Source organism: Acinetobacter sp., from assembly GCF_041919735.1.
Lineage (GTDB): Bacteria > Pseudomonadota > Gammaproteobacteria > Pseudomonadales > Moraxellaceae > Acinetobacter.
The window spans coordinates 18,276-40,963 of record NZ_JAYRTF010000019.1; the positions used below are offsets into that span (position 1 = coordinate 18,276).

General features: G+C 47.3%; 19 protein-coding genes, 3 tRNA genes and 2 pseudogenes. 11 read left to right on the plus strand and 13 right to left on the minus strand.

What is annotated here, in order from left to right; translation table 11 throughout:
• Positions 1-90 precede the first annotated feature (90 nt).
• The 3 genes from ACE3T3_RS11615 (at position 91) to phoR (ending at position 3,113) form a co-directional block, all read left to right on the plus strand.
• Positions 91-792, plus strand: coding sequence for a TetR/AcrR family transcriptional regulator (locus ACE3T3_RS11615; RefSeq protein WP_374667102.1), 702 nt, complete (start codon positions 91-93; stop codon positions 790-792).
• A gap of 212 nt (positions 793-1,004) precedes the next feature.
• On the plus strand, positions 1,005-1,715 hold the full coding sequence (gene phoB / locus ACE3T3_RS11620; protein ID WP_374667104.1) for a phosphate regulon transcriptional regulator PhoB: 711 nt from the start codon (positions 1,005-1,007) through the stop codon (positions 1,713-1,715).
• Between the two features lie 39 nt (positions 1,716-1,754).
• Positions 1,755-3,113 (plus strand): phosphate regulon sensor histidine kinase PhoR, encoded by a 1,359-nt coding sequence (gene phoR, locus ACE3T3_RS11625; RefSeq protein ID WP_374667106.1) that lies wholly within the window; start codon positions 1,755-1,757, stop codon positions 3,111-3,113.
• Positions 3,114-3,173: 60 nt separating this feature from the next.
• Here the strand turns inward: phoR and ACE3T3_RS11630 are convergent, their stop codons facing one another.
• The 3 genes from ACE3T3_RS11630 to ACE3T3_RS11640 all read right to left on the minus strand — a co-directional run bounded on the left by ACE3T3_RS11630 (position 3,174) and on the right by ACE3T3_RS11640 (position 5,437).
• The gene (locus ACE3T3_RS11630) at positions 3,174-3,824 is read right to left on the minus strand and encodes a glutathione S-transferase family protein (protein ID WP_374667108.1); all 651 of its coding nucleotides are present in this window, start codon (positions 3,822-3,824) and stop codon (positions 3,174-3,176) included.
• A gap of 128 nt (positions 3,825-3,952) precedes the next feature.
• On the minus strand, positions 3,953-4,351 hold the full coding sequence (locus ACE3T3_RS11635) for an OsmC family protein (RefSeq protein ID WP_374667110.1): 399 nt from the start codon (positions 4,349-4,351) through the stop codon (positions 3,953-3,955).
• A gap of 138 nt (positions 4,352-4,489) precedes the next feature.
• Positions 4,490-5,437, minus strand: a complete 948-nt coding sequence (locus tag ACE3T3_RS11640) for a pirin family protein (protein ID WP_374667112.1) — start codon at positions 5,435-5,437, stop codon at positions 4,490-4,492.
• A gap of 416 nt (positions 5,438-5,853) precedes the next feature.
• On the opposite strand from ACE3T3_RS11640, the gene ACE3T3_RS11645 reads away from it, so the two are divergent.
• Positions 5,854-7,203: a GGDEF domain-containing protein gene (locus tag ACE3T3_RS11645; protein ID WP_374667114.1), complete on the plus strand. Its 1,350-nt coding sequence runs from the start codon at positions 5,854-5,856 to the stop codon at positions 7,201-7,203.
• A gap of 158 nt (positions 7,204-7,361) precedes the next feature.
• Entirely contained in the window at positions 7,362-8,393 is a 1,032-nt protein-coding gene (gene dcm, locus ACE3T3_RS11650; protein WP_374667116.1) for a DNA (cytosine-5-)-methyltransferase, read from the plus strand.
• A gap of 42 nt (positions 8,394-8,435) precedes the next feature.
• On the opposite strand, the pseudogene ACE3T3_RS11655 reads toward dcm, so the two are convergent.
• The 3 genes and pseudogenes from ACE3T3_RS11655 to ACE3T3_RS11665 form a co-directional block, all read right to left on the minus strand.
• A pseudogene (locus tag ACE3T3_RS11655) lies at positions 8,436-9,367 on the minus strand (restriction endonuclease).
• A 240-nt stretch (positions 9,368-9,607) separates the two neighbouring features.
• Positions 9,608-11,176 carry a glutamine-hydrolyzing GMP synthase gene (gene guaA / locus ACE3T3_RS11660; RefSeq protein ID WP_374667118.1) on the minus strand — a complete coding sequence of 523 codons (1,569 nt, stop codon included), beginning with the start codon at positions 11,174-11,176 and terminating at the stop codon, positions 9,608-9,610.
• A gap of 231 nt (positions 11,177-11,407) precedes the next feature.
• Positions 11,408-11,825, minus strand: a pseudogene (locus ACE3T3_RS11665) (DoxX family protein).
• Between the two features lie 194 nt (positions 11,826-12,019).
• Here ACE3T3_RS11665 and ACE3T3_RS11670 point away from each other — a divergent pair.
• Positions 12,020-12,652 (plus strand): DedA family protein, encoded by a 633-nt coding sequence (locus ACE3T3_RS11670; protein WP_374667120.1) that lies wholly within the window; start codon positions 12,020-12,022, stop codon positions 12,650-12,652.
• A gap of 17 nt (positions 12,653-12,669) precedes the next feature.
• Here the strand turns inward: ACE3T3_RS11670 and ACE3T3_RS11675 are convergent, their stop codons facing one another.
• From ACE3T3_RS11675 to ACE3T3_RS11695, 5 genes are all read right to left on the minus strand, one after another.
• Positions 12,670-13,263 carry a LysE family translocator gene (locus ACE3T3_RS11675; RefSeq protein WP_374667122.1) on the minus strand — a complete coding sequence of 198 codons (594 nt, stop codon included), beginning with the start codon at positions 13,261-13,263 and terminating at the stop codon, positions 12,670-12,672.
• A 342-nt stretch (positions 13,264-13,605) separates the two neighbouring features.
• Positions 13,606-14,013, minus strand: coding sequence for a hypothetical protein (locus tag ACE3T3_RS11680; protein WP_374667124.1), 408 nt, complete (start codon positions 14,011-14,013; stop codon positions 13,606-13,608).
• A gap of 13 nt (positions 14,014-14,026) precedes the next feature.
• Complete coding sequence (locus tag ACE3T3_RS11685) at positions 14,027-14,863, minus strand: ParA family protein (RefSeq protein ID WP_374667126.1); 837 nt, start codon at positions 14,861-14,863, stop codon at positions 14,027-14,029.
• Between the two features lie 172 nt (positions 14,864-15,035).
• Positions 15,036-15,428, minus strand: coding sequence for a SirB2 family protein (locus ACE3T3_RS11690; protein ID WP_374667128.1), 393 nt, complete (start codon positions 15,426-15,428; stop codon positions 15,036-15,038).
• Positions 15,429-15,444: 16 nt separating this feature from the next.
• Positions 15,445-15,753, minus strand: coding sequence for a BolA family protein (locus tag ACE3T3_RS11695; RefSeq protein WP_374667170.1), 309 nt, complete (start codon positions 15,751-15,753; stop codon positions 15,445-15,447).
• 235 nt (positions 15,754-15,988) lie between these two features.
• Here ACE3T3_RS11695 and ACE3T3_RS11700 point away from each other — a divergent pair.
• From ACE3T3_RS11700 to ACE3T3_RS11710, 3 genes are all read left to right on the plus strand, one after another.
• A tRNA-Gly gene (locus tag ACE3T3_RS11700) sits at positions 15,989-16,061 on the plus strand.
• A 47-nt stretch (positions 16,062-16,108) separates the two neighbouring features.
• Positions 16,109-16,184, plus strand: a tRNA-Gly gene (locus ACE3T3_RS11705).
• Between the two features lie 46 nt (positions 16,185-16,230).
• Positions 16,231-16,306, plus strand: a tRNA-Gly gene (locus tag ACE3T3_RS11710).
• 398 nt (positions 16,307-16,704) lie between these two features.
• Here ACE3T3_RS11710 and ACE3T3_RS11715 read toward each other — a convergent pair.
• A complete protein-coding gene (locus ACE3T3_RS11715; RefSeq protein WP_374667130.1) occupies positions 16,705-18,156 on the minus strand; it encodes an NAD-dependent succinate-semialdehyde dehydrogenase in 1,452 nt (483 codons plus the stop codon).
• Positions 18,157-19,004: 848 nt separating this feature from the next.
• Here ACE3T3_RS11715 and ACE3T3_RS11720 point away from each other — a divergent pair.
• Together ACE3T3_RS11720 and ACE3T3_RS11725 are read left to right on the plus strand one after the other, a co-directional pair.
• Positions 19,005-20,216, plus strand: coding sequence for an iron-containing alcohol dehydrogenase (locus ACE3T3_RS11720; protein ID WP_374667132.1), 1,212 nt, complete (start codon positions 19,005-19,007; stop codon positions 20,214-20,216).
• Positions 20,217-20,471: 255 nt separating this feature from the next.
• Positions 20,472-21,434, plus strand: a complete 963-nt coding sequence (locus tag ACE3T3_RS11725; RefSeq protein WP_374667134.1) for an alpha/beta hydrolase — start codon at positions 20,472-20,474, stop codon at positions 21,432-21,434.
• A 31-nt stretch (positions 21,435-21,465) separates the two neighbouring features.
• Here ACE3T3_RS11725 and ACE3T3_RS11730 read toward each other — a convergent pair whose 3' ends face one another.
• Positions 21,466-22,638 carry a transcriptional regulator gene (locus ACE3T3_RS11730; protein ID WP_374667136.1) on the minus strand — a complete coding sequence of 391 codons (1,173 nt, stop codon included), beginning with the start codon at positions 22,636-22,638 and terminating at the stop codon, positions 21,466-21,468.
• Positions 22,639-22,688: the final 50 nt, after the last annotated feature.

The window sequence follows — 22,688 nt, forward strand, 5'->3', positions numbered from 1 at the left end:
GGCATTTGGGGAGAATGCCGAAAACATAGGTGTTCTGCTTATTTATTGATAAGATAGCGCCATAAACCGTTTCAGAAAGATTTGATTTTTATGACTGAACAGCAGCCAACAGAAAAACAGCCGCCGGCAAAAAGCAATAAAGAACGCCAGTTTAAAGGCCTGTCTTTAACTGAACGCAAGCTGCTGCGCCGGGAAAAACTGATTGAGGCCGGCATTGAAGCCTACGGCACCCACGGCTTTTTTTCGGTTACGGTCAAAGACATTTGCAATGAAGCCAAGCTGACTGAACGCTATTTTTATGAGTCTTTCAAAAAAAGTGAAAATCTGTTTCAAACCATCTTCTTACAGCTGATTGATGAGCTGCAGCGCAATGTCATGCAGGCCATTATGCAGGCCTCTGCCGATCCGAAAAAAATGATTGAAGCCGGGCTGACCGCGCTGCTGACCACGCTCAAAGACAACCCGCGCATGGCGCGCATTATTTATATCGATGCCATGCTGGTGCAGGAACTGCATAATCAGGCCACCATTCATGAAACCATGTCGCGCTTTGACCGCATGATCCATGCGTTTGTGATGCTGATGATGCCGAATATCAACCGCCCAGAACAGGAAATTGCCTTGGTGGCGACAGGCCTCAACGGCTATGTCACGCAAATCGCCATCCGCTGGGTCATGAGCGGCTTCAAGCAGCCGATGGATGAAGTGTTATCTTCCTGCAGCATTGTGTTCTTATCCTTGCTGCAGACTTTTTCAGAAAATGGGCCGCTGCTGAAAAAAAACCAGCACTGATTTCAAATTTTTCACTGATTTTTGTTAACACATTTAAAATCATGATGTTAATTTTAAATAATGCAGAATTTCAGGCACATAATTGTCACAAAATCTTTCAAAAATGGGCTGTCCATGTCTTTTTGCAATGATACTGTCATAATTAATCTTTGTAATAAGCCTGTCATAAATATAAAACGGTCCACCGTTTGCATGAAATAGGGTATTGCGCTGTGAAAGATGACTACATTCTGATTGTCGACGATGAACTCCCGATCCGGGAAATGATCCATACCTCTTTAGATATGGCTGGCTTCCAATGCCAGCAAGCCGAAGATGCCAAACAAGCGCATCAAATGATTGTTGATCAGCGCCCTGCCCTTGTCCTGCTGGACTGGATGATGCCTGGCGGCGTCAGCGGCGTAGACCTGTGCCGCCGCCTCAAGCGCGACGAAACCTTATCCGAAATTCCAGTGATTATGCTGACGGCGCGCGGCGAAGAAGACCACAAAGTGCAAGGTCTGGATGCCGGCGCAGACGATTACATGACCAAGCCCTTTTCTACCCGTGAACTGGTGTCGCGCATTAAAGCGGTGCTGCGCCGTTCCAATGCCTTGGGCGGTGAAAAAAGCATTGATGCCAATGGCCTGATTCTCGATCCTGTCAGCCAGCGCGTCAGCCACGGCGACAGCATTTTGGACATGGGCCCAACCGAATACCGCCTGCTGGCGTTTTTCATGACCCATCCGGAACGCGCTTACACCCGCGCGCAATTGCTGGACCAAGTGTGGGGCGGAAACGTGTATATTGAAGACCGCACCATTGACGTGCATATCCGCCGCCTGCGCAAGGTCTTGGAACCGTATGGCGCAGACCGTTATGTACAGACGGTGCGCGGCACCGGCTATCGTTTTTCTACCCGTGCAGATGCCGTACTGGGCTGACTGCTGCAAGGCTAGAGTTTTATAGGTTAACTGTATTTTATGTACGAACCCTATCCTGTCCCTGAGCTGGCGCGCGAACATAAAAAATTCCGCTACAGCAGCTTATGGACTTTTGCCAAGCAGGATTTGCGCCTGCTGGCTTTTCTGCTGATTATTGGCGGCTGCATTGGCCTGGGGATCGGATATTTCTGGATCTGCATTTTTGCCGCCTTCAGCATCTTTTTTGCCTTGCAGCTGCGCTCGCTGTATTTGGTCAATGAATGGATTTCCAACCGCCCCTATGATGTGCCGCCCAATTTAGACGGCATTTGGGGCGCATTGCTGTTCAATGTTTACCGCGCGCAGCGTCAGGAACGCATTGTGCAGGCGGAAATGGTCGGCCTGATCGACCGCGCGCAATCCTCGCTGGTCGCGCTGGCCGAAGCCGTGGTGCTGATTGATGAAAACCATCAAATTGAATGGTGGAACCCGGCTGCCGAAACGCTGCTGGGCATTCAGGCCACTGACCGCGGCCGCAATATTTTGACCATTTTGCGCCAGCCCAGCTTTATTGAATATTTCAACAATATCGATCAGGCGCCGGATGGCCTGAAAATGAAGTCCACCGGCTTTGAAGAGCATTATGTGCAGGTCAAAATGACCCGTTTTGGCGGAGAAAGCCGCCTGCTGGTGGCTTATGATATGACCCGCATGCACAATCTGGAACAGATGCGCAAAGACTTTGTCGACAATATTTCGCATGAATTGCGCACGCCTTTGACGGTGCTCAGCGGCTATATCGAAACCTTTACCGATCAGGAAGACATCAATCCGCGCTGGAAGCGCGCCTTTGATCAAATGCAGTCGCAGACCCGGCGCATGAATGCCTTGGTCAATGACCTGCTGCTGCTGTCGCGTTTGGAAAATGACAAAAAAATCGCCAAAAATCAGATTATTGACATGCCCAGCCTGATGAATCAGCTGTATGACGATGCACATGCCTACAATGTCGATTATGGCCACGAGCTGAATTTAGACATTGACAGCCACTGCGACTTGATCGGCTCGGACACCGAACTGGCCAGCGCCTTCAGCAACCTGATCACCAACGCCATTAAATACACGCCCAAAGGCGGAACGGTGACCATCGGCTGGCATGATGACGGCGAGCACGGCTATTTTACCGTGGAAGATACCGGCATCGGCATTGACCCGAAACACTTGCCGCGCCTGACCGAGCGCTTTTACCGCGTGGACAGCGACCGCAGCCGGCAAACCGGCGGCACAGGCCTCGGCCTCGCGATTGTGAAGCATGTGCTGATGCAGCATCAGGCGCATTTAGAAGTTGAATCAAAAGAAAACCGCGGTTCGATCTTTAAAGTGGTGTTTCCTAAAGAACGCCTGTACAGCGCCAGCTGATCTGCTGCGCACAATGAAAAGCCTGCTGATGCAGGCTTTTTTTATTGCATGCCGCAAAAATCAGCTATTCAGCATTTTCTCTTTCAGCAGAGCGCGCTGAAAGGCCGGACGGCTGCTGATGCGCTGCACAAACGCCTGAATTTGGGGATATTGGCCTGGCGCCCGCGACTGCATGGCCTGCAGCGGGAAGCCCATCTGAATATCCGCAAAGCTGAATGCCCCGGCAAAATAGTCATGCGCGGATAAATAGTCTTCTAAAAACTGAATATGATCTTTCAGGCGCGGCTGCACAAAACCAGCTTTTACCCCTTGGCTAATCTTCTGAGCAACGGGCTTAATCAGCCAAGGCACATGTTTCGGCACATTGCTCATCACCAGCTGCATCACCAACAGCGGCATCAGCGAAGCTTCGGCATAATGCATCCAGTAGCGGTATTGCTGGCGCTCGGCAGCATTTTTCGGCGCAAATTGCCCTGCGGCATCCAAGCTTTCCTGCAAATGCTCCAAAATGACTGCAGATTCTGCAATCGTCTGCTCGCCATCCGTCAAGATCGGCGCCTTGCCTAAAGGATGCACAGCTTTCAATTCCGGCGGCCCTGAAAAATTCGGCAGGCGTTTATAGAATTTTACCTGATACTCTGCGCCCAGTTCTTCCAGCGCCCATAAGATTCGGAACGAACGTGATTGTTCCAGATGATGCAGCGTCAGCATATTGTTATCCTTATTGTTGAACTGAAAAATTGGCCCTTTTAAGCCTGATCAATGCCTGACCGCTGACATGCTGCCGGCAGGAGCCTGACAAAAATAAAAGCCGCGCTGTACGGCGCGGCTTTCAATAGCTAAAGCAATTGGGTCTGAATTTCTACACTGCGCAATAGGGTTTTCGTCACTGGGGTTTTGCTGCAAATATCCAGCACTTTCTGCTGCAACGCCTCATCCAGCGCATTTTGGAAATGCACACGGCGCTCAATCCATTCCTTGCCTTCTTTATTGGCGCAGAAATCGGCCTCAACGCTGAACTCGCCCAGCGCAATGCCTTTATGCTGCGCATACATGCGCAAAGTAATCATGGTGCAGGAAATAAGGCCTGAGCAAATCAGGTCATACGGCGCTAAGCCTTGGTCCTGACCGCCAAATGATTCCGGCTTATCAGTGATCAGCTGATGCTTGCCGCTGCTGATGGTTCCAGACCACGGTTCAGGCAGCGTCTCTACTTTTGCTTTTGCAATAACAGCCATATTCTGTCCTTCTTTATCTTCTTTTATATGCAAATTTTGTCTGTAAAACCGTACATAATGCATTGAAATCATGCATAGAAATCTTTAAGCGCCGCACACAGATGCAGCGCCTAAAGCCAAGCAGGCGAAACCCTGCTGTTATTTCGATGGACGCATTTTGTCCGGAAAAGCCGGCGCTTCCAAACGCGGGCCTTCATAATCAGGAATATTGCCGAAGCGCTCATCGCGGTTAATCCACTGCTCGCGGGCCGCGTTCAATTCTTCCTGTGTGCGGCCTACAAAATTCCACCACAGCAGAATCGGCGATTCAAACGGTTCCCCGCCCAGCAGCAGGACTCGGCTGTGCGCATGAATTTCCAGATCGACATGATCCAAGCCGGATTCCAGCACCACCATATTGTCTTCAGTCAGTTCATGGCCATTGATGGATGCAGTGCCTTCCAAAGCCATGAAGCCGTATTCAAATTTTGGATTCAATGTTAAGCGGGTGCGCGTGCTGTCTTTGGCCGCCAAATCAACGCCTAAAAGTTCGCTATGCACAGCAACCGGCGATTTCTGGTCTAAGAACTCGCCCACCAGCACCGTAAAGTCCACACCATCTTGGCTGATTACAGGCAATTCAGGATAATGATCAAAACGCGGCGCCATATTGATTTTGTCATCCGGCAAAGCAATCCACAGCTGCGCTGCATGCATATGCGTTTCCGTTTCCGGCGCGACTTCGGTATGGGAAATGCCGTAGCCCGCAGTCATCAAGTTTACCTGTCTGGGCCGGATCAGCTGTTTGCTGCCCAAACTATCGGTATGCATCATGGTGCCTTCTATCATCCATGTGAATGTCTGCAGCCCGATATGCGGATGCGGGCCGACGTCGAGACCCTCTCCTTGCGGAAACACCACCGGGCCGGCATGATCCAGAAAGCACCACGCGCCAATCATGCGTTTATGGCGGCTGGGCAAAGCGCGCTTAATGACGGTACCTCGGCCAATTTCAGCGCTGCGCAGCGGAAAATCCTGCACAAATTGATTGATGTATTTTTCACAATCGTCCGAAGATGACAGCTCGGTGTAATTGGTATTGGTCATAATCCTTTCCTGAATCTGGCGAAATGTTGTCTTATGGCTGAAAACGGCATGCTGTAAAACACAGGCAGCTGAATATGCGCTATTGCTGAAATATTGCATGGAATGCATTTATCTTAGCCAGTTTCAGCGCCAAAACCCATGCGTTCTGCAATACGTTGAATATTATAAATAGGACAATCCTGAAGGCTCTATCCTTTCTTCTGCTGAATCTTGCCTGCTGAGCCTTCCTGCTAATCTAGCATGCTGCAATTAAAGGCAAAAGCGCCAAAAAGTATCTGAATTTTTAAATCTGCGGGCATTTACACATTTTGTCATAAATTTCGCTAGAAAATACCCAAATCTGGTGAGTTTATTTTTTAACCAATTTTCCCATAATAGCGCTTACACAACTTTGCTGTCGCAATAAGGAATAATGTATGACTGCCGATTTGCGGATGGGTAAAAAATACCATTCCAGCCAAGCCACACAGCACATGCCTCAGCAGCATTTACTGAAATCTTCTGAATGCAGCCTGAGCAACCGTGCCGTTATTGAACAAGCGCTGGCCGATCACCGGGCTCAGATTCCTGCGCATTTTCAGCAGGCATTCCTGAATTTCCAGTATCAGCAGCAGCATTTTTTCCTGCGCCGCATCAACTACATTGCGCAGCTGGTGTTTTTGATCTACTTTTTTGCAGATTATTTTATTATGCCGGATGTATACTATGAATCGGCTCTGCTGCGTGTCGGCTGTGTAGCCGCATCTTTAATCGCGTGCTTTTATCTCTTTCGGTATAAAAAAGATATCCGCCTGCTGGATATGCTTTTGCCGATCAGCACCGCCTGCAGCATGGGACTTTGGATTCTTTTGCTGCTGCAGTCATCCAGCCCATGGACCAGCTCCTATATTTATGCCTCCGTAATTTTTGTGCTGATTGCCAATCTCTGCATTCAAGTGCGCTTTAAACCTGCGCTGTACAGCACGATTTTTATTACCTTATTTGCCATGATCGGTGTGCTGAAACTCATGCTCATACAGGAAGCGCTGGTCTTTTTCCTCACGTTCATTCCTATTTTTCTGTTCAGCCTGTATATCAGCTGGAACAGCGCCTTAAACGGCCGCAGAAACTTTTTGCGTTCTTTGCTGGATGACTGGAACCTGAACAGCTACAAAAACATGGCGCATACCGATGAGCTGACGCAGCTGTTCAACCGCCGCCAATTTGTGCATGTTGCTGAACGCCGCATACATGAATGGCCGCTGCCTGCCAGCACCTGCCTGCTGATGTTTGATGTCGATTATTTTAAAAAAATTAATGATACTTATGGCCATGACGTCGGTGACCGCGTCCTGCAGGTGATTGCTGACATCACCCGTAAAGAGATGCGTCAAAAAGACGTGCTGGCGCGTTTTGGCGGTGAAGAATTCATCGCCTTGCTGTCTGAAACCTGCATTCAGGATGCCATGCTGATCGCAGACCGTATCCGCGTGCGCATCCAAAACGAATGCGTCCAAGTGAAAGGCAAAAGCCTGAACTTTACGGTTTCCATCGGCGTTGCTGAATTAAAATCCCATACACAGGATTTGGATGAATTGGTGAAGCAAGCCGATCTTGCGCTCTACCAAGCCAAAGAAAGCGGCCGCAATTGTATTGTGCAGTATGCGCCGGCCATGAGCATGCAGCATAAACTGACCCCGGTTAAAAGCAAAAAATCTTTTGGTCCGTCCAGAAAGGCTTATTCACGTAAAAAAGAAGCAGTTTCTGATTCTTGGTCCATCCTGTAGCACGAGCTGCATAGCGCATGATCAGCGTCAGCATGTCCGCATAGGCCGGGAGCCTCAGCTGAATTTTGAATGCATGAATTAACAGGATTGACCCTTTTTATTTCGCCAGTTTTAATTAAAATGAATGCGAGTTTTTATTCTCGAGTATTGAGTCTTTAATGCAGTCTGACCCGCTTCATCCCCCATTTCCACAGCCTGAAGATCATAAATTTACATTTATCGACCTGTTTGCCGGCGTGGGCGGCTTCAGAATGGCATTACAGCAACTGAATGGGCGCTGTGAGTTTTCCAGCGAATGGAATCCGCATGCGCAAAAAACCTATTGCGCCAACTATGGAGAATCTCCGAAAGGCGATATCACCTTAGATGAAACCAAAGCAAAAATTCCAAAAACCTTTGATATTCTCTGCGGCGGTTTTCCCTGTCAGGCCTTTTCCATTGCCGGGCATAGAAAAGGTTTTCAGGAAACCCGCGGCACGCTGTTTTTTGATGTGGCCGATATTGCCAAGAAGCACCGGCCCAAGGCGCTGTTTTTAGAAAATGTCCGCAACTTGGTCACGCATGACAACGGCAATACCTTTCAAGTGATCTGCAACACGCTGGAAGAGCTGAGCTATCGCGTATTTTATAAAGTCCTCAACAGCATGACGCATGCCAATATGCCGCAATACCGCCAGCGTATTTTTATTGTGGCCTTAGATCCCGTGCAGGTGCCAAGATATCAAGAATTCCGTTTTCCTGAAGAAATCCCGTTAACCACATCTATTCGCAGCCTGCTGGAAAAAGGCAAAGTCGATCAAAAATATTATTACGGGCCAAATCATAAATATTATTCAAGAATGGCCGAGGCTGTGACCTCGCGTGACAAGGTCTATCAATGGCGCCGTGTGTATGTGCGTGAAAATAAGCGCAACGTTTGCCCCACCCTCACAGCCAATATGGGTTCAGGAGGCCACAATGTGCCAATCATTAAAGATGACTACGGCATCCGCAAGTTGACGCCTAAAGAGTGTTTTGCCTTTCAAGGCTATCCTGTCAACGAGATGCATTTTCCCAAAAAAGTCTCTAATTGCAATTTATACACTCAGGCTGGAAATTCGGTCACCATGCCGCTGGTCAAGCGCATTGGCGAACAGATTTTAAAAGTGCTGGATTTAAATGAAATGCCGCAGCAAAGAAAGGCGGGGTAATGTTTGGGGGATAAAAAAGAGCGCCGAGGCGCTCTTTTTTAACTAAAAAGTATCTTCATCAAAGCGGTCTTGGTCAATTTTATAAATATGGAAACTACGTTCAATCTGAACACCTAATCCAAATTCAATCATGAGTGATGTTAATTTATCACCGTCAATCAAGACAATACCCAATTTCTTTGCAGACTCATGTGCTTCTTTACTAAAACTTGAAGTCGTAATGAAAACACCTTTTTTTGCTACCTGATCTGCTAAAGCACCTTTGAATTGCTGAATATCTGGACGGCCCACTGTGCTTTCCCATCGTTTCGCTTGAATATAAATTTTATCTAGCCCTAGACGATCTTCGCTAATAATTCCATCTATACCGCCATCACTGGTTTTACCAATTGCTTTAGCTGCATCTTGATGGGATCCGCCATAGCTCATTGCAACCAATAGATCGACAACCAATTGTTCAAAAAATTTCGGTGTATTTAATTTAATTTTTTCTAATAACTCATCTTTAATTGACTGATTAAGTTCTTTGGAAGCTATTTCGATGCTTTCCTCAGGCGTTTGTATTGATGGATATTGTTCTGAATTTTTAATACCTTCCAAACTTTGAACATGAATATTGTCTTCTTGTTTTTTCCAAATTTAAAGTCATTAAATCCATCAAATTGAGACAAAAATTCATTAGTTATAATATGCAATTTTGATAAATCAATTGTTTTACCTAAGTCGCTAATTTCACAATATGCCCTTTTAGGCTGATGAATCAAACCTGCTTTTACAAGATATGTCTTCGCCCAAGCCACTCTATCCTTAAATATATTCTTTCCGCTTGAAAGTGTTTTATTTAATTCTTCTTCTGGTAGCTCTGATCTTTCAGCCAAGATATTTGCCGCCTCTGAAATTTTTATCGGCCTATCTAATTCTGATAACAATTTCATTAATGGAAGCATCAACTGATCATATGTAGGCAAAGGCATTTAACTTGCTCTTTTTAAAATAATATTTTTATTAATTATAAACAAAAAAAAGAGCGCCGAGGCGCTCTTTTTTATTGAAATATTTAGGTCACCCTAAATAGCCTCAAGCATAGCTTTCGGCGTAAAACGGGCATGAAGCCTAGTCTGCCGCGAGCATCTTGCACAAAGTTTAAAGCAGTGCTTTAAACTTTGCTCATGGCGTAATTTAGGCGGACAGCAGTGCTGTCCGAAATCCCTAAATTACTCCCATTCAATCGTAGCTGGCGGTTTAGACGATACGTCATAAACAACACGGGAAACATCTGCAATTTCGTTCATGATACGAGTAGAAATTTTATCTACAAGATCATAAGGAAGGTGTGCAAAACGTGCAGTCATAAAGTCAACTGTTTCAACTGCACGAAGCGCGATTACCCATGCATAACGACGGCCATCACCGACTACACCAACAGATTTAACGGGTTGGAATACCGCAAATGCTTGCGCAGTTTTGTCATACCAGCCGCTTGCGCGAAGTTCTTGCATGAAGATGTCATCCGCAAGACGAAGAATATCTGCATATTCTTTTTTCACTTCACCCAAAATACGCACGCCTAGACCTGGGCCTGGGAATGGGTGACGGTAAAGCATTTCAAATGGAAGACCTAAAGTTGTACCTAAACGGCGCACTTCGTCTTTGAACAAATCACGGATTGGCTCAACCAATTCAAATGCTAAATCTTCTGGTAAACCGCCCACGTTATGGTGTGATTTAATTACGTGCGCTTTGCCGTTTTTAGTGGCTGCAGATTCAATCACGTCAGGGTAAATCGTACCTTGAGCAAGGAAGTTCACACCATCAAGCTTACGCGCTTCTTCAGCAAAGACTTCGATGAACTCACGGCCGATGATTTTACGTTTTTTCTCAGGATCAACTTCGCCCGCAAGCGCAGTAAGGAAACGGTTTTCAGCATCAGCGCGGATCACGCGGATACCCATGTTTTTCGCAAACATGTCCATCACTTGCTCGCCTTCGTTCAAACGAAGCAAGCCGTTATCAACAAATACGCAAGTCAATTGATCGCCAATCGCTTTATGCAAAAGCGCAGCAACCACAGATGAATCCACACCGCCTGAAAGGCCTAGAAGCACTTTTTGATCGCCAATTTGCGCGCGAAGCTGTTCAACACGTAAATCGATGATGTTTTCTGAGTTCCATAAGTTACGGCAGCCGCAAATTCCGTGAACGAAGTTTGATAGCAACTCCGCACCTTTTGCGGTGTGCGTCACTTCTGGATGGAATTGGATACCGTAAAAACGGCGGGCTTCATCAGAAACCATCGCAAATGGGCAGCTTGGCGTGCTTGCAGTCACTTGGAAACCTTCCGGAATCGCAGTCACTTTATCGCCATGGCTCATCCAAACTTTAAGTTTGTTTGCTGAATCTTCAAGATCACCAATCAATTTGTCACGGACTTGAATATCAACTTCCGCATAACCAAATTCATGTACAGTGCCCGGCTCTACTTTACCGCCCAGCTGTTCTGACATGGTTTGCAGGCCATAGCAAATGCCAAGAACAGGCACGCCAAGTTCAAATACAACTTGCGGCGCGCGCGGACTACCTTCTTCATGAACACTTTCTGGACCGCCTGAAAGGATGATCCCGTTTGGGTTAAATGCACGAATGTCTTCTTCAGACATATCAAAGGCGTACATTTCTGAATAAACGCCAGCTTCACGTACACGGCGTGCAATAAGCTGGCTATATTGAGAACCGAAATCCAAAATCAGGATGCGGTCTTCAGTAATTTGGGTATTGGTAGTCATGGCAAACAACTATGCAGGCAACGAATATAAGCGCCGTATTCTAGCATTTTTCTTGGACTTTCGCACACTATTCGGACAGGCCCCTGAATTGCCCGATTTCAATCAAGCATACAGCGCACCATCTGGGCTGAAATGCCGTCAAAACAAGCCGTTCACCATAAAAAAGCCGCACGGTGCAGCTGTTTTATGGCCGTTTTGGTGATTGCTTAGATTCTGCAAACCGGCTGCGCATTATTTTTCAATCTGCTGGTCAATGCTGAATTTGCCTGCGCCATGCAGCATCAAAAAACAGTAAACCGCCTGCCATGGCAACGTTTTTCATAAAATGAATACCGTCTTCTGCTCCGCCATGGAACATGAACGCAGTCATTAAACTGAAGGTGGCCAAGCCAAAGGCGGCAAAACGCGCCTGAAAACCCAAAAGCAGCGCTAAGCCGCCGCCCAGCTCAACCAAAATCGTTAAAGGCAGCAATGCGCCCGGCACACCCATAGATTCCATATAGCCCACTGTTGCGCTGTATGCAGTTAATTTTCCCCAGCCGGCCGCAATAAAAATATAGGCCATAAAAATGCGGGCGATGGTGCTGACGGAGGCATTGACAGCAGGCTGCGCGCTGATATTTTTGATGACAGCATTGGGATTAAACATAGGACACCTGATTTGTTTCTGCTTTAACAATGAGGCCTATGCTAGTTCGTCGCCGTTTTTTAGATAAATACCCTTTTTTAATACTTATTGTTCTAAATTTGGAATGATCATTCAGGAAATTAATTACGTTTTAATACTGACTTTAAGCGGTTGGGCTGATAGGATCAGACTACATTTTTGCTTACTTTTCAATCATGGAACTTATTGATTTTATATTACATGTAGATGACCATCTGCTGGAATTCATCACCAATTACGGCGTCTGGATTTACGGAATTCTGTTCCTGATTATTTTTGTGGAAACCGGTTTGGTGGTGATGCCATTTTTACCGGGCGACAGCCTGCTTTTTGCTGCCGGCGCATTGGCTGCGTCAACAGGCGCCATGAATCCGTGGGTGCTGTTTATTCTGCTTTTTGCTGCAGCGGTGCTCGGCGATACGCTGAATTATCATATCGGCAAGTATATCGGCCCTCGGGTATTTGAAATTGAATCGCGCTTCATCAACAAGCAGCATTTGCTGGCGACGCAGCAATTTTTTGCCAAACATGGCGGCAAGACCATTATTTTCGCGCGCTTTATTCCTTTTGCCCGCACCTTCGCGCCTTTTGTGGCCGGCGCAGGCAGCATGCATTATAAATTTTTCTTAACTTATAACGTGATTGGCGCAGCCTGCTGGACGGGTTCTTTTATCCTGCTGGGCTATGTTTTCGGCAATATGCCGATTGTTAAAGACAATTTCACGCATTTAATCTTCGGCATCATCATCATCAGCGTGCTGCCCGGCATTATTGGCTTTATCCGCCAAAAGCTCAAAAAGCGCGGATAAATGAACAGGCTGGGCGCTTAGGCAAAAAAGCGCATCAGCACTGGAAACATGCACAGCACCAGCATCATTGCCGATCCTTTATATAAGAGATCGGCTTTTATTTTCTTGACATCACCCGACAGAATGGCCCGGCCAAAAGACATCCAGAATAATGCGCAAGGCAGCAGCGCCAGGCTGAACGCCGCAAAAACCAAAATGAAATTGGTCGGGTTATTCCATGTTTCCAAAGGCATGATGCCGGCAGCAAATAGCAGGGCTTTCGGGTTTTTCAAAGTCGAGAAAAACAGCTGGCGCGGACGGATCGAAGTGAAGCGCTGATTGTGCTTATGCAGATCTGCAGACTTCCACAAATGAAAAGCCAGCCAGAAGACATAAACCATGCTGAAAAAATGCAGCAAATGAATCAAATTCGGCCATATCGGCGCACTGAGATGAATCAGCAGCGCCCACATATTGATGGCATAAAAGTAGCCAAAAAATTCTGCCGGAACAAATAAACTGGTTTTCGCAATGCCCTGTTGATGCGCTGAGCTCGCCAGCAATGCATTGGTCGGCCCTGGCGTCATCAGCACCGCAATCACTGCTAGAACAAAAAGCCAACTCTCAATCATAACAACCTAAAACCCAGTCAAAGTGGGCACACCTTAGCCGAAACCAATTTAAAAAAACAAGTACAGTACAGGTCAAAAATCGGCATTTTATGCATTGAAAATATTTAATTTATATTTTCCAGAAAAGGCTGGGAATACGGACAGAGAAATATCGGACAATAAAAAAAATATATTTTTCAAAATTTTATAAATATTAATTTAACGCTAAAGGTTTATGGCGCGAGAAAAATTCATCTTCATTCAATGCATCAGGCATGGAAAAACTTTATTACACTTTTCTCCTGCCCAGCCTCAGATAATGGATATTTTCCCAAGGCTGGGCAGAAGATGAAATACCGTTTGCTATTGAGCTGGCGCCGTCCGCGGAATCATCGGGCAGCCTTTGAATTTAGCCGCCTGCATCACCGCTTCCTGCTCGCCCATCAAACGGGCAATTTCCGTTTTTTTGCTATTGGATGATTGCCCCATATTGACCGAAACGCTTGGGCCGATGCCCCATCCGCCGTGGTTGCTCCATCCACCGCCCAAACCGACACCAACACCCATGCCGGTGCGTTTCGGCGGCTGCACGCCATTATTGAGGTATTCCTGAATACGGTTATATTCGCTCTGCAGCTGGAAACAGTTCAGTGACTGGTACTGTGTTGGAGATACATAGGTCGGTTTGACCGTTGTGGCGCAAGCGCCCAACAGCAATGCGCTGCCCGCGAAAAGCCCCAACTGGAAAAAGCGCTGTTGTATTGATTTCATAACATTCTCAATCTTATTTCTGCTCAATTTCATTGAACAATGATTGGTAGGCCTGCGTCAATTTATGATCTGCAGCCAAATGGATTAAAGGCTGATTTTTATGATGCGACTCTTTCATCAGCACCGACGGCGGCAGCATATTTTCCAGCACCGGCAAGCCCTCATCTTTCAGCTGCTGCACCACTTCACGCGGCAGTTTGGCCTGCGCCTGAAATTGGTTCACCACAATGCCTTCAATTTCCAAACGGTCATTGTGATCGTCCTGCGTTTCAATCACATTTTCAATCAAGGTCTGCAAAGCGCGCTTGGAAAACACATCGCAGTCAAAGGGAATCAGCACCCGATCCGCGGCAATCAGCGCAGACAAAGTGAAAAAGTTAAAAGCCGGCGGCGTATCGATAAAAATACGGTCATACTGGCCCATCATCTGCTGCAAGGCATCGCGCAGTTTGTAAATTTTGTGCTTAGATTCCAGCGCATGCGCCAAAGCGCCTAAACTGGGGCTGGCCGGAATCACATCGAGATTTTTAAACGGCGACTGATGCACATAGCTGTCCAAGCCTTTGGAGCGGTTTTTTAAAATTGAACCGATGGCATTGCCCAATAGCCCCTTGCTTTGCTGCGTGCCCAGCACTTCATCAAAATAATTTTCAATATTCGGTTCCAATGCCGGCTTGTCCGCCGAATAAGTCGCATCATCACCCAGCAGGTATTGGCTGGAGTTGGCCTGTGGATCAAGATCGATCACCAAAGTTTTCAGCCCTTGATGCGCGCTGATGGCCGCCAAGTTCACTGTAATGCTGGATTTTCCCACACCGCCTTTTTGGTTAAACACCACACGTGTACGCATTGCTCCCCCGCTTTATCTCTTTATTATTTAGACGGTTCCAGTCTACCTGAGAACCGCTGTTGAAGAATTTATTATGTCTAACAATTACACTGTCTCTTTATTCAGCGCAAGCTGCACGCATTCAGGCACCGTCATTCAGCCGCGATGGCCAAGATAAATCGGCCAAAGCGCATTAGCCGAAGTTCGGCTTAATGATGACCAGGCCAATAATCGCCGCAAAGGCAACTGCCGCCAGGAATAAGCCGGCACGGCGCTGCGCCAGCTGTACAGTGTCGGTTTTCCGGTAAGCTTTGCTTAAAGAAGACAGCAGCACTAGGAATAAAATGATCTTGGCGTAAAACCAGGGCTGCACATCAAAGTTCTTCATATACAGCAGCACAATGCCGGTGCCCGCAATCAAGGTCATGGACAGATGCTGCAGCGCGACAAAAAGCGTGCGTCCAGCCGGATTCGGCTGATTGCCCTGCACCCCCTGAAACAACGTGGAAGCGCGCAGAACAATCGCCAGGCATGCCAGCGCAACCGCAGACATATGAATAATTTTGATCAGCAAATGGGTATCCATATCAGTTCAGCATCCTTCAAGGCTTCGGCGCATGCGCGCATTCGGGGCTTGAAGTATCCTGCCCTTTCCATTCTTCAGGCAAAAAGGCATGGATGGCCAAGGCATGAATGTTGCCCGGGCCCAATAAATCGCCTGCAGCCGCATAGACTTTTTGATGGCGCTGCACTAAACGCAAACCCGTAAAGGCTTCACTGACAATGACAACTTTAAAATGCGATTCTTTGCCGGGAAAATAGCCGCCGTGCCCTGCAGATTCATTCACCGCCTCTAAATGGATTGGCGTTAGCTGCTGTAAACGTTCGATGAGTTGCTGTTCCAAGCTCAAGGCTGCGCTCCAAAATTTAATCAATACCGCTGGAGTATAACGTGTTCTGCAGGCCGGTTTCGCCTTTGACGCTAAATTTAAATCGCCTTTGCGCTGCGTCAAGCATCAGAAAGCGTCGCAATCTGCCCAAAAAATTAGCAACCCCTGCAAAATTGTTTTTATTTTATGCAATCGAACCAATGTTTTGCATAAAATGATTGACCTGAAAACTGCTTACTGTATTATACGTGGCTATGCGGGAATAGCTCAGTTGGTAGAGCATAACCTTGCCAAGGTTGGGGTCGGGAGTTCGAGTCTCCTTTCCCGCTCAAAATTTTTTCATTCGGTTTTTTATTTAAAAAATTGGATAGACTCCGCGGGAATAGCTCAGTTGGTAGAGCATAACCTTGCCAAGGTTGGGGTCGGGAGTTCGAGTCTCCTTTCCCGCTCCAAATTTTTTTCGATTCAGTTTTTTAGTAAAAAAACAGGATAGACTCCGCGGGAATAGCTCAGTTGGTAGAGCATAACCTTGCCAAGGTTGGGGTCGGGAGTTCGAGTCTCCTTTCCCGCTCCAAATTCAAAAAGCCCTCATCGAAAGATGGGGGCTTTTTTATTGTTGATTTATAATCCTTTGCATCAGCTTACGCTTTACCAAATTCGTGAATAACCGCCTATTCTACAAACGCTTTTTAGTGAAATAACGTAGTCCAGAAACCCAGCCATGCTGCTTCAGAACAAACCATTTCTGAAAGAATTGAAAATCAAATCCGAACACTGAAACCCAATCATCCCCCCAAAACAAAAGCCTGCACAAATGCAGGCTTTTCACATACAGCAATATTTATAAATCTGAAGTAATTTCTGCCAGCATCGGCGGACACACACTGGATAGGCCGATCAATACGCAGCACGCAATACGCTGCAACTTTAAAAGCTTGCTGCATGAAATTTCGATTTCAAATCAAGCCAAGATCAGACGCCCAAGCACAGGTATTTAATGGTCATGAATTCTTCTAAACCGTATTTAGAACCTTCGCGGCCAATGCCGGACTGCTTCACGCCGCCGAAAGGCACCACTTCATTGGAAATCGCAGTGGAGTTCATGCCGACCATGCCATATTCAAGCTGTTCTGAAACCTTGAAAATACGGGAAATATTTTCGGTATAGATATACGCTGCCAAGCCATAAATCGTTGCATTGGCCTGTTCAATCACTTCTTCATCGGTTTCAAAGCAGATCAACGGCGCAACAGGCCCGAAGATTTCTTCAGACACAATCTCCATGCGTTGATCCACACCCGTTAAAATAGTGGGTTCAAAGAAGCTGTGCCCTAAAACATGACGCTGGCCGCCGCATGCAATTTTCGCGCCTTTGCTGCATGCGTCATCAATCAGTTTTTGTGCTTTAAGCACAGCTTTTTCATTGATTAATGGGCCGATTTGCACGCCGGCATCCAAGCCGTTGCCAATTTTTAAGGCTTGTACCGCAGCCACAAATTTTTCTGTAAAGGCCGCATAAACATTTTTATGCACATAAATACGGTTGGCGCATACACAGGTTTGCCCTGCATTGCGGTATTTTGCCAGCATCGCGCCTTGAACCGCTTTGTCTAAATCTGCATCTTCAAACACGATCAATGGCGCATTGCCGCCAAGCTCTAAAGCCAGTTTTTTAACGGTTGGCGCACATTGCTGCATCAGCAAACGGCCGATAGCTGTAGAACCGGTAAAGGTCAATTTTTTCACTTTTTCATGTGCAGTAAAGACTGCGCCGATCGCTTCAGATTTGCCTGTCACCACATTGATCACACCTGCAGGAATGCCTGCTTTTTCAGCCAATTTTGCAAGCGCTAAAGCGCAGTAAGGAGTTTCAGAGGCCGGCTTAATCACCATGGTGCAGCCCGCAGCCAGTGCAGGCGCGGCTTTACGGGTGATCATCGCCAATGGGAAATTCCACGGGGTAATGGCCGCTACAACACCGACAGGCTCTTTGATCACTAAGAAGCGCTGGCCTGCATTGGTGGTTGGAATCACATCGCCATAAATGCGCTTGCCTTCTTCTGCAAACCATTGAATAAATGACGCGGCATATTTCACTTCGCCCAATGCTTCCGCCAATGGCTTGCCTTGCTCAATGGTCATGATGCGGGCAAGGTCATCGGCATGCTCTAAAGTCAGCTTATGCCATGCCAGCAATAAATCGGCACGCGCTTGCGCCGTTAAAGCCTTCCACGCTTGCAAAGCGCGATATGAGCTTTCAACCGCTTGCCGCGCCTCGGCTTGCCCCATATTGGGGATTGAACCAATTTCCTCATCTGTCGCAGGATTGGTCACAAGCACCCGGTCTTGATCATCTGCATCTACCCATTGTCCATCGATAAAAGCAGATTGCTGGAATAGTACGTTCTCTTGTAATGCTGACATTTTTTAATCCCTGCCTTTGGCGTATTGGGCTGAGAATAAGAATCGGCTTATTCCCAACCCCAAAATGGCGTTTTCAATTTATTGAGGCTTTGCTGCACAAACCTATCATTAAACTTTGCGGATTCGCTTGGATCGCTCCAGATTACTCTACGCTTTTCAGATGGCAAAAGCATATTGATATTAAAATTAGCTGCAAAAAAGCCGTGATGGATTGCCTCTGCTCATCGGCTCGACTGGCTTGAATTTTTTAGATAAAGGCGGATGAGAACCTAAGCAGCATCCGCCTGAACAGCGTCAGCAATGGCACCCATTGCCTATTGATCCAGCTGCTGAAACCTTGCAAATACGGGCTGTTCCATTGACGGCAAGCAATGCCAGTGATTCGCCAGTTTGGCGATTGACCCGATCAAATTCCACTAGATAAGCAGATGAGTTTTGCCTATACAGATGGACATATGGCACAAAATACTGCCAGCAAGGGATTTCAGATAGCCAATTCCTCACTCGACAAAACCCCGATCAAAAGATTGGCTTTTTACACCCCGCCTCTATCCAAAATCCATCCTTTCTGAGAAGCCGCCAGCGCAGTTTTCTTTGCTTCTCTATTAAGCAAGCGCTCGATGGCTATCGACCTTAGTTGTAAATTCCATCCTTTTGTTTTCTTTTTTTAAGATTAAATTCTTTTCTAAATCAATATTTAAATTCTTAAATGCGCTGCGGGCAGGAGAACGCCCTGCACATGGTAGGTCTTTGGTAGGTGCAATTTTTTAGACAGCTATTCAATACTCATTTTACGGTGAGCATCACCTATAACAATGACGACAAATAATGGTAGAAGGAATCGCACCATGGCTTTTAAAAATATTGCAGATCAAACCAACGGTTTTTACATCCCTTGTGTTTCACTTTTCGGTCCAGGCTGCGCCAAAGAAATTGGCAGCAAAGCGCAAAATTTAGGCGCAAAAAAAGCGCTGATCGTGACTGACGCAGGATTATTCAAATTTGGCGTGGCAGACACCATCGCAGGCTATCTGAAAGATGCCGGTGTTGACAGCCACATCTTCCCGGGCGCTGAACCAAACCCAACAGACATCAACGTGCATAACGGTGTGAACGAATACAACGCCAATGGCTGTGACTTTATTGTGTCACTCGGCGGCGGCTCGTCGCATGACTGCGCCAAAGGTATCGGCTTAGTGACCGCAGGCGGCGGCCACATCCGTGACTACGAAGGCATCGACAAAAGCACGGTGCCGATGACCCCGCTGATTGCAATCAACACCACAGCAGGGACGGCATCGGAAATGACCCGTTTCTGTATCATTACCAACACTGAAACTCACGTTAAAATGGCGATTGTCGATTGGCGCTGCACCCCGCTGATTGCCATTGATGATCCAAAACTGATGATTGCAAAACCGGCTGCGCTCACAGCGGCAACTGGTATGGATGCGCTGACGCATGCAGTTGAAGCCTATGTTTCTACTGCAGCCAACCCGATTACCGATGCCTGCGCTGAAAAAGCCATCAGCATGATCAGTGAATGGCTCAGCCCAGCGGTGGCGAATGGTGAAAACCTTGAAGCGCGTGATGCGATGAGCTATGCGCAATATCTGGCAGGAATGGCATTCAACAATGCGTCACTAGGCTATGTGCATGCAATGGCGCATCAGCTTGGCGGTTTCTACAACTTGCCGCACGGCGTCTGCAACGCAGTACTGCTGCCGCATGTCTGCGAGTTCAACCTGATTGCCTGCCCTGACCGCTATGCACGCATTGCACAGTTGATGGGAGTCAACACAGACGGCTTAACCGTGACAGAAGCCGCTTTTGCAGCTATTGATGCGATTCGTGAGCTGTCAGCGTCTATTGGCATTCCATCAAGTCTTTCAGAGTTAGGCGTGAAAGAACAAGACTTGGGCGTCATGTCTGAAAATGCGCAAAAAGATGCCTGCATGCTGACCAATCCGCGCAAAGCGACGCATGCTCAAGTGGTCGATATCTTTAAAGCAGCGCTCAAATCCAGTGCTGAAGTGGTGAATTTCAAAGCGGCTGTATAAGTCACTCCCCCTCTCTTGCTTCATGCTTAAGCAACCTAAGGGCCTGTAATTATTTACAGGCCTTACTGAATCTCCATTTCACCTGCATTCAGTGAAGGATGGCCAAGGAATGGCCGCTTTCATCCTTAGGTTGCTCTTTTTTTATTTTCCCTCGCCTTATTTTCCGGCATCCGCAGCTCACGATTTTTAATTTGACAAAAGCAATGTCCTCATCAAGGATAAAGCACAAATTTAAAAATTTTGATGAGTATAAAAATGAATGCACTTGCACCACATTATCAAGCCGATATTCTCGGTCAGGGCTATGAACAAGCGACCTTAAATTTCCCAGATGACTATGAAGGCCAAGTGACCGCCACCTTGGTACGTAAGAAAGCCAGCCAACCGACCAGCAAAGCCGTGCTCTATATTCATGGATTTATTGATTATTTTTTTCAAACCGAAATGGCTGAGCAATTCAACCAGCATGGTTTTGATTTTTATGCACTCGATTTGCGCAAATATGGCCGCTCGATTTTGCCGCATCAAAAATATTACAACGTCCGCGACCTCGCTGAATACGATGCCGAAATTGACCAAGCCCTGAAGATCATTGCGGCCGAAGGTCATGATGCCCTGCTGCTGTGCGGCCATTCGACCGGCGGCCTCACCACTACTTTATATGCAGCGCATCACGCCAATCATCCGCTGATTAAAGCGCTCTGGGTCAATAGTCCCTTTTATGACTTTAATATGAACCCGATTAAACGCGCTTTGGGCGTTCCGCAGATCAGCAAATTGGCCAAAAAATTTCCCAATCTCAAATTTCCAAGTGAGCTGAATAAGTGGTACACCGCCAGCCTGCATCAGGATTTAAAAGGTGAATGGGACTTTAATCTGGACTGGAAAAAAACGCGCTATCCGATGGTCTACATCAGTTTTATCCGCACGATTTATGAAGCGCAAAAAGAGATTCATCGCGGAGTTAAAGTCGATGTGCCGGTTTTGGTCATGCACTCACATCAAACTCAAAATCCGAAAAAATGGGGTAAAGCCGCACAGAGCAGCGATGTGATTTTAGGTGTGAAAGATATTCAAAAATATGCCAAAAAGATTCAAGGCGATGTCACGATTCAGAGCATCAAAAATGGCTTACATGATCTGGTGCTGTCAGAAAAACCAGCACGCGATCAAGTCTACCAGCAGCTGTTTCAATGGCTGAACAGCAAAGGCCTATAAACACCCGCCAAGGTGAAGGATGTGATTGATGCTATTTGAATTTTAATAGATTTTGATGAATCGGATGGCTATCCGGCATCAACTCAATTAAACGCTCAACCGCATCAATGGCTTCCGGGAAGCGTGCCACATGGCGCAGCAGCACATCAGTTTCATTGGCTTTAAAAATCGCATCACTCAAGCGCGACTCTAAAAAGTCGCGCCAGGCGCATAAAAACGGGCTTTCGGTTTTGGCCAAAAAGACACCGGAATACAACTTCAGGGCCGATTCGATATAGCCGGCATCCAGCGCCTGTTCCGCCTGTAAAAAATCAGCTTCGACATTGGCTAAAATGCGGTAAGGCCGTGAGCCGAGCATGCCGCCCAGCACATCGCGCAGCTGCGACATTTCCGCCTTTAACGTGCCGATACTGACTTTGCGCTCACCGTACAGCGCCTGATGCAGCGTATCTAAAGTCATGCCCTGCGGGCACAGCGCCAAAATGATTAAAATTTCAATCTGCCGCGGGGTCATCACCAGCACTTTGCCGTTGAACAGCACTTGCGAAGCGGAAAATGCCCGGATATACAATTGCTGCTGATGCTGCTCCAGCAGCGCCGCCTGCACAATGGACGCGCAGCGTTCGGCGGCCAGCAAGCCCAGGCTGTTATGGTTTTTCCACATGGTCGACAGATCAATGACGCCGAGAATCTGCTTGGTATGCGGATCAATAATCGGCGCGGCATAGCAGACCCAGTCGTGGATCGACGCCATATAGTGTTCATTGGAAAAGACGCAGCTGGACTGCTGAGTTTTCAGGGACAGCGCCAGCGCATTGGTGCCGACCAGCTCTTCTTTCCACTGCCCGCCCTGCATAAAATGCACGCTTTCCGCCGCGCTTTGCATCTGCCGGCTGGAAGCGCTCCAGATAATCGTGCTGCCGACATCTCCGACAGCAATCACCATGGAAGACTGCTGCGCGATGTGCTTTAAATCTTCAGCGCAGCGGGTTAAGGCATGCCGCAGGGCATTCGGCGCCTGCTGCGCAGCCGGCTGCAAAGGCGCAGCGGAACGGTCTTTGGGAATTTCTGCCGTTCGGGAGCGCTGCCACGAGCTGAGTATGCTTTGACCCAGCAATTCCGCATGCAGGGGAGATAGGCTGCTGCTTTGCCTAAACTGTTCTATCTGCTTCCTTTTTTCAATTAAATTCCGCATCACTGTCATCCTTTAGCTTCTCAGCTATGACTGAGGCCGATTCCTATCATTATTATCCT